Source organism: Lacticaseibacillus parakribbianus (assembly GCF_025490915.1).
In the GTDB taxonomy this organism is placed as follows: domain Bacteria; phylum Bacillota; class Bacilli; order Lactobacillales; family Lactobacillaceae; genus Lacticaseibacillus; species Lacticaseibacillus parakribbianus.
In genome coordinates this window covers 1-7,388 of record NZ_JANQBA010000025.1, presented here as the reverse complement: position 1 = coordinate 7,388, position 7,388 = coordinate 1, and the positions used below count along the sequence as shown (strand labels likewise).

At 59.2% G+C, this 7,388-nt stretch carries 7 protein-coding genes; 1 reads left to right on the top strand and 6 read right to left on the bottom strand.

Annotated elements, in window-relative coordinates:
* On the top strand, positions 1-200 hold a 200-nt coding region (locus NUH19_RS12865), incomplete at its 5' end, for a hypothetical protein (protein WP_262316936.1).
* On the opposite strand, the gene NUH19_RS12860 is transcribed toward NUH19_RS12865, so the two are convergent.
* From NUH19_RS12860 to NUH19_RS12835, 6 genes are all read right to left on the bottom strand, one after another.
* Positions 201-674: a Fur family transcriptional regulator gene (locus NUH19_RS12860; RefSeq protein ID WP_262316935.1), complete on the bottom strand. Its 474-nt coding sequence runs from the start codon at positions 672-674 to the stop codon at positions 201-203. It lies immediately after the preceding gene.
* A gap of 89 nt (positions 675-763) precedes the next feature.
* Positions 764-2,902 (bottom strand): LTA synthase family protein, encoded by a 2,139-nt coding sequence (locus NUH19_RS12855; protein WP_262316934.1) that lies wholly within the window; start codon positions 2,900-2,902, stop codon positions 764-766.
* 393 nt (positions 2,903-3,295) lie between these two features.
* Positions 3,296-3,538, bottom strand: a complete 243-nt coding sequence (locus NUH19_RS12850; protein ID WP_225048160.1) for a YkuJ family protein — start codon at positions 3,536-3,538, stop codon at positions 3,296-3,298.
* 87 nt (positions 3,539-3,625) lie between these two features.
* On the bottom strand, positions 3,626-4,657 hold the full coding sequence (locus tag NUH19_RS12845) for a lysylphosphatidylglycerol synthase transmembrane domain-containing protein (RefSeq protein WP_262316933.1): 1,032 nt from the start codon (positions 4,655-4,657) through the stop codon (positions 3,626-3,628).
* Positions 4,650-5,687, bottom strand: coding sequence for a glycosyltransferase family 4 protein (locus tag NUH19_RS12840; protein ID WP_262316932.1), 1,038 nt, complete (start codon positions 5,685-5,687; stop codon positions 4,650-4,652). Before NUH19_RS12840 ends, NUH19_RS12845 begins: the two co-directional genes overlap by 8 nt.
* Positions 5,688-5,689: 2 nt before the next feature.
* The gene (locus tag NUH19_RS12835) at positions 5,690-6,895 is read right to left on the bottom strand and encodes a glycosyltransferase family 4 protein (RefSeq protein WP_262316931.1); all 1,206 of its coding nucleotides are present in this window, start codon (positions 6,893-6,895) and stop codon (positions 5,690-5,692) included.
* Positions 6,896-7,388 lie beyond the last annotated feature (493 nt).

Below are 7,388 nucleotides of genomic sequence, written 5' to 3'. Positions count from 1 at the left end.
CGATGTTGTCAACGGTTATTTTAAGGGGTGAATATTTATTCATCCGTGCCATTCAGCAACCGGTGGGTCGCTTCGACAACAACAAGTATCTTACCAGCCAAAGGGGCGCAACGTCAACCAAAACTTCAACTTTCTGGGGCAAAAAAATAAACCCGAACGGAGTATTTTTATTAATTAATCTCCGTTCGGATTTATCGTGATCAGGCCGTCACGGCCGGCTTAGTGTTCGTTAATTTGAGCTTGCGCTGGCAATCCGGGCACAAGCCGTAAACCTCCAAGTGATGGCCGGTGACCGCAAACCCGGTTTTGCCGGCCGCGACGTTCTCGACATCGCTCATGCCGCTGTACACAAAGTCGACAATGCGGCCGCAGTTCGTACAAACCGCGTGGTAATGCGGCGCCAGCGCGAAGTCGTAGTGCGTCGCCACATCCCCGATGTTCATCTCCTCGACCAGGCCGAGGTCGATCAAAAGCATCAGGTTGTTGTAAACCGTCGCCACGCTCATGTGCGGGAAGTCCGGGGCCAAGGCGGCGTAGATCATCTCCGCCGTCGGATGGGCCACGCTGGCGATCATGAAGCGGATGATCGCCACCCGCTGCGGCGTGATTCGAATTCCCTTGGCCTTCAGACGCTCGATGGTCTGATCGTAAACCGTATCCTGCTGATTTGCCACCGTGCCGCCTCCTTACTTTTTATCATAGCTTAACGCTAAATTGGGTCGTGTGCAAAGGGGTCGCGCAAATTTTGCGCGGCCCCCTGACGTCACTGGTCGGTCTTCTTCGAGCTCTGCTTGCTGGAACTGCTTGAGGCGCTAGAGGTGCTGCTTGCGGCATCCGCTTCGTCGGCTAGCTCCGGCGCATCGGTCACGTACTGATCCAAAAGCGACTCGCCCTTGTGCTGACTCAAGACGCTGGTGTTTTCCTTTTGAGCGGCCTTGAGGGTCTTGGTTGCGGTCTTCTTGTTGTAGCTGTAGTCGCTCTTTTTGACCTTAGTGAAGCCGCTTGGCGTGTAGAAGCGCAACAGGTCGCTGTTGATCACGCGGTCGGACAACGACAGCGTCGTGGTCACGCGGTTGGTCGCCGTGTCGATCGCGTCTTTTTGCGCCGCGGTGAGCTTCTTCAGTAGCTCACCGGTCTGGGTGTCGTAGTAGCTGCTGCCGACCTTGGTGTAGGTCGGGGTGACGAAATCGCCGTTGCGGAAGGCCACGGTCTGGTCGCGGTCCTTGCTCAGCAGGTCGCTGCCGAACTGGATGTAGTTGCTGGACTTCACCCCGAGCAGGTTCTCGATGGTCGGCAGCACGTCGATCTCCCCGCCGTACGTGTGGTTGACCCCACCCTTGAGCCCCGGCATGTGAATCATCAGCGGCACCCGCTGGAACTGGGCGTTGTCAAAATCATTGAAGTCCGTGCGGCCGAGCAGCTTGGCGACGGCCTTCTTGTGGTTGCCGGAAATGCCGTAGTGGTCGCCGTAAAAGACCAGCATCGAGTTCTTCTCCAGGCCACTCTTTTTGAGCCAGGCCATGAACTCGCCGATCGACTGATCCAGGTACTTGGCGGTTTGGACGTAGCCGTCCACGGTCTTGTCGCCGGTCTTGGTCTTGGCGATGGACACGTTCTTCTTGTCCAGCTCGTACGGGTAGTGGTTGGTGACGGTGATCAGCTTTGCGTAAAAAGGCTGCGGCAGCTGCTCAACGTACTTGGTCGAGTACTTCATGAAGATCTTGTCCTTGAGCCCGTAGCCGACTTCGTAGTTCTTGCCGCTTGGGTAGTAGGATTTGGAGATGAAGTAGTCGTACCCCCAGGAGCGATACGCGTTGTCGCGGTTCCAAAAGCTTGGCACATCCCCGTGGAACGCCGCGGTGGTGTAGCCCATCTGATCGAGGATGGCCGGCGCGGCCTGGAAGGTGTTGGTGGTCCCATCCGCCACCATCGCCGACCCCTCGGCGGTGCCGAACAGCGAGTTTTCAAGCATCATCTCCGCGTCGGCGGTTTTGCCCTGCCCAACCTGGTTGAAGAAGTTGTCGAAGCTCAGCGTGTCGCTTTGGTGGTAGAGCTTGTTCAGGTTCGGCGTCACCTCTGTACCCTGCCACTTGAAATCGATCAGAAACTGCTGGAAGCTTTCGAGGTGGATGATGAAGACGTTCTTGCCCTTGGCCACGCCGCTGTACTCAACGTTCGGCGTCGCCTGGTGGTTCTTCAGGAATTTCTTGACCGAATCGAGGTCGGAGGCTTTGGCGTTGGCCTTGGCCGCGGAGGTCTTGGCGGTTTTGACGCCATCGACCATCGTGTAGGCGTTCAACCCCAGGTACTTGACGATGTAGTTGTTATCGAAGGTGCGGGTGAGCAGCCCCGAGCGGTCGGAGTAGGCCATGCTCAGGTTCGCCCCGATCATGCAGCAGGCAAGCGCCGTGATGCCGAGGGCCACCGACTTTTTGACCGGCGCCGTGTTCATCCGAATCACGCGGAAGGCCAAAAGCAGAATCAAGACCACCAGGTCCAGGAACACGAACCAGTCGCTGGCGTTCATGATGCCAAAAACACCCTTGCTGAGGTTGTTGGACACCGCCCCGGACCCCTTGATCAACGCGAAGGTCAAAAAATCCGAAAACTCGCGGTAATACAGGATGTTGGCGAATAGCCACGTGGTCGTCAGCGCATCGATGATCAGCATCGTGATGTACGACTTGCGACCGCTCATGTACAGGGCAATCCCAAACAGCAGAATGGTCGTCGGAATCGGGTTGATGGCAAGCAACAGCTCCTGCATACTCCCCTTGACGCCGAGGTTGAACTTGGTGTTGTAGGCCCAGTAAGTCTTGAGCCAAAACAGTGCGATTGTCAGGGCGAAAAATCCGAACCGGGTGTTAAAGTACCCGCGAATTCGCCTGCCTATTTGAGTCATGGTGTTCCTCCAACTGTGTTGATTGCCGTGTACTGATTAGCTACACACTGGTAAGTCTACACAAACCCCACAGAAAAGACAATTTTCAGCCCTTATTTTCACGGGGTTTAACGACATCTTAACCCGCCGGGCCGGCGGATTCGGCCTTGCTCGGGCAATTCGGCCGGCCGCGGTCCGACCGGTGGCTGACTGAAAATTCCGGTGACGCCAGCCCCTGAGCTCGCGCCGCGGCGTCGGTCGCAACCACCCAACGCGCCGGCCGCAGCAGCAGCGGGTGAACGCGGCTCACCGCGCCGAACCGGCCTCGAATCGTTCGAATGAGCCCTGATGGTCGCGTCGACCCAACGACAAAGAGCGGCCGGGCATTTGCCCAACCGCTCTCACACGCGCTGCTTAGTTTTCCGAATCGTCGAGCAGGTCAAAGATTTCAATGGCAACAAGGTCGATGTCATCGAAGTCGAATTTCTGGTGTTGATCCATCTCTTCAAGCGTGAATGTCTCGGTTTTGGCGTCGTAGGACACCAAGCCTTTTTCTACGCCGTCCTTTTCGAACCGGCGCGTTTGCACCTCGCCATCCGCTGCTTCTTGCATGGCTTCAAGGCGTTTAATGATCGCAACTAACTGTGAGCTTTTCATGAAACGGCCCCTTTCCTGTACTTCTGTGATAGCGTACCATAAAAACGCTTTTTGTGCCCGTAAAAATCCCCGATTGCCAAAGTTTTTTCACTTTTGTCGGCGCCGTTGCGACGTCATGCGCTGCGGCACCACGGACAGCGCCACGGCCCCCAGCGCCATGCCCAGATAGTAGGTCAACAGGCGCCAAAGCAGCATCGCCAAGACCAGCTGCGACGGCCACGGCACGTAGGTCGCAAACAGCGTCTTGAAGCTGTACTCGGCCCCACCGGTGCCGCCGGGAATCGGGAACAGCGAGACGATCATCACGATCATCACGTGCAGCACGATCACCTCGACCAGACTGACGTGGTTGACGCCGAAGCTGCGCAACACGAAGTACGGCACGGAGTAGTACAACAGCAGCTGGGCCAAAGTCAGCGCGGCCGCGCGAAGGACCTTGGTCTTCTCCTGCTTGAGGTGCAGGCTTTCGGCATAGAACGAGTCGATTTTCTCGTTCATTTTGGTCTGCAAGGCGGCCTGCCGCACCGGCCCCGCGAAGCGGCCGTAAACCTTCACCGCCCAGGCCACCAGCTGCTTGGTGAAGCGGTAGTGGTACATCACCAGCAGCAACCCGCAGATCACGACCACGTGAATGACGAAGCCAAAGACGATGAACCAGGCCAGGGGCCCCAGCCGCCCGGCGACCTGCCGGAAGCCGATCGCGATGGTCAAGATGAAGTTCAAAAGCACCATGAACTGGTAAACCACGAACTTCATCAGCAAGACCGAGCTGGCGCGGCCGCCTTCGACGCCGGCCTGCATTAGCGCAATCAGCTGCGCCGGCTGGCCCCCGGAGGCGAAGGGCGTGATGTTGTTGAACAGCTGCTCGACCAGCGGCACCCGCAGCGCCGCTTGGAAGGGCAGGTGCTCGCCGTCGTGCTGCACGAAAATCTGCACCACCCAGGTCTCGATCACCCAGGATGCGAGCATCACCAGGGTCGCGACCAAAAGCCACCAGAGGTTCAGGTGCAACAGGGTCTTGACCACCTGGTGAAAGTGCAGGTGCCGCATCTCGAACAAGAAGATGCTGACGCCCAAAAGCACCATGGCCAAGGCGGCCAGTTTGTTTTTTCTACTCATGACGGCCCTCGGCCAAGGCGGCCTGGCTGCGGTAGAAGTGCTCCCAGACCCGCGCCAGGCGGTCCTCGGAGTAAGTCGCCGCGGCCTGGCTGCTCTTGGCGGCGTAGGCCTGCTGTAGCGGCTTAGAAGCCGCCAGCTCGTGCAGCTTGGCGTTCATCGCGTCAACATCCTTGGCCTTGATCGCGTAAGGCGCGATGATCTCGTCGTACAGCGCCAGGTCCCGCACCATCACCGGCGTCTCGGTGGAAAAGGCCTCGAGCACCGCCATCGGGAACAGCTCCTCGTAAGACGGCAACAAAAAAACGCTGGCCATGTTGTAGTAATCCACCATATCCTCGCGCGGCACGATGCCGGTGAAGGTCAGGTTGTCCGGCGCGTTGGCCACCGCCGACTTCAGGTGGTCGTAGCCGTTGGTGATCATGCCAAAGGAGAAGCCGCCGGCCCAGATGAAGCGCCACTGCGGATTCTGCTTGGCCAAGGCGATGAAGTCGTCGACGCCCTTGCGATCTTGCACCTGTCCGGCCCCGAACACCACAAAGGCGTCCTCGGGAATGCCGTACTGGCGCCGCAGCCCCGACCGAACCTGCGCGGTGGCCGGGTAAAAGGTCTCACGCGACACGAAGTTGGGAATGTAGGTCACGCGGTGTGGGTCGATGCCGTAAGCCGCCAACCGCGGAATGAAGTTGGGGTTCACCACCACCAGCTGATCCATGCGCTTGTAAAAGGCGATCACGTACTTGTCCAACGTGAAGCGAGCCGGGCGTGGCAGGCGCAGGCTCTGGTCCAGCGTGTCCGGCAGGAAGTGAACGTAGCCGATCTTGCGGCCGCGGCGCTTCGAGAACGTCGAGGCGAAAAACGCCGGGTCGATGGTGTGGTAGTGGCTGATGACGCTTGGGGAGTACTTGTTGATGCTGATGTGAAACTCCCCTGGAAAATACTTTTCCAAAAGCGCCAACAGCTCCGTGTAAACGGCGCCGACGCCTTGCCCCGCGACTTTGTCCGCGGATGAGAACATGTGGATGTCGATCATGGTTACCCCTTTAAAGATGGCCGATCCGACTCAACGGTCACCTTGTCTTCCTTGGCAGACAGCGCCTGTTGGTACCGCGCGATCGCCGCTTCGTAGAATGCCAGCACCCGGTCGCCGAACAGATCGGCCGAAATGGCGGCGAGCTTGGCCTCGCGCGGCGCCGGGTCGCTGAAGGCCTGCGGGTGGGTCAGGTACCCGCAGACCTGGCGAATCATGTCCGGCTCGTTGTCGAAGGTGGTGCCGATGGCCGGATCGTCCAAAAGCGTCTGGGTGTACTCCCCGCTCCAGGCGACGACCTTGCGCTCGGCCGCCAGCGCCTCGATGTAGGTCAGCCCCTGCGACTCGGAGTCGCTGGCCGACACGAACACGTCGCCGACGCGGTAGTAATCCGGCACCGCACTGTGATCCACCTCGCCGGTGAACCGCACGTGCTGGCCCAGCCCAAGCGCTGCGGCCTGCGAAGCCAGGTCCTCTCGCGCCGGCCCGTCGCCGACAATCAGCAGCACGGCGTCTGGCACCTGCTTCAAAATCGCCGGCATCGCCGCCACCAGCTTGTCGATGCGCTTCTCGTAGGCCACGCGCGACAACGACAGCAGCACCGGCACCCCGGAAAGCCCCAGCCGCTCGCGCAGCTGCGGATCCTTGGCCTGCTGGAACTGGGTCAGGTCGACGCCGGTGGGAATGATCGCCATCGGCGTTTTGATCCCGTAAGCCTCAAGCGAGGCCTTCGCCCGTTCGGAAGGCGCCACCACGCCGGACACGTGGTACAAAAAGGCGCGGATGAACTGCTTAACGTGGTAAGGCCGCAGGAGGTGGCCATTCATCACGTAATGCAGGTAATCCTCGTACATGGTGTGGTACGTGTGAACGACGGGAATCTTCAGCTCCCGGGCCACGAACTTGCCGATGTAGCCCATCGAGAACTCAGTTTGCGTGTGAACAATGTCCAGCTGTAGCTCCTTGGCCACCTGGTAGGCGTGAAACAGCCCCCGCACCGCGATGCGGCGGTCGGTGAACGAGACGAACGGGACACTGGTGAAGCGAAATAAGTTGGGCTCAACGGCCCCGTCGGGGACGTGCGGATCCGTGGTGGTGAAGATGTACACCACGTGACCCTTGCGCTCCAAGTCGTCCTTCAACGTCTTGATTGAGGTCGCCACGCCACTGACCTGCGGAAAATACGAATCCGTAAAAATGCCAATATTCATCAGACTGCCTCCAAACGTCGAACTCCGGTTAATTACAGTATATCGGCTAACCCAAACCGATTCAATTTTCTGTTTTGCTCACTCATGATTTTAACAGAATCGTTATGTGCTGCCCTCGACCCTAAGACCGAAAAGCTGGCAGGCGGCAGCCAACCCGTGGCGCCGTCGCCCAACCGGCCGCAGCCCGACGCACGGCCAACTCGGGCCACGCCTGGCGGCCGACTCGGACCTCCTCGCGGCTCACTCGGACCGTGTTGGGCAGCCGATGCTGGTCGCTGGCGACCGACTGACTCACACCGCGGCTGCCCGACCGGCTCACAGCGCGGCGACGCGGTTCGCCCCGCCCGGCCGCCGATCCGGGCTCGTGCCGCGTAAGCACCCAATAATCGACCGTCTTGCAAACTGAGAAGGGCCGCAATCCTATTTTTGGATTGCGACCCTTCATTGCTTACGCGGTTTCGCTAGTTGCTGGCTTTAGATGCTGATTCCAAGG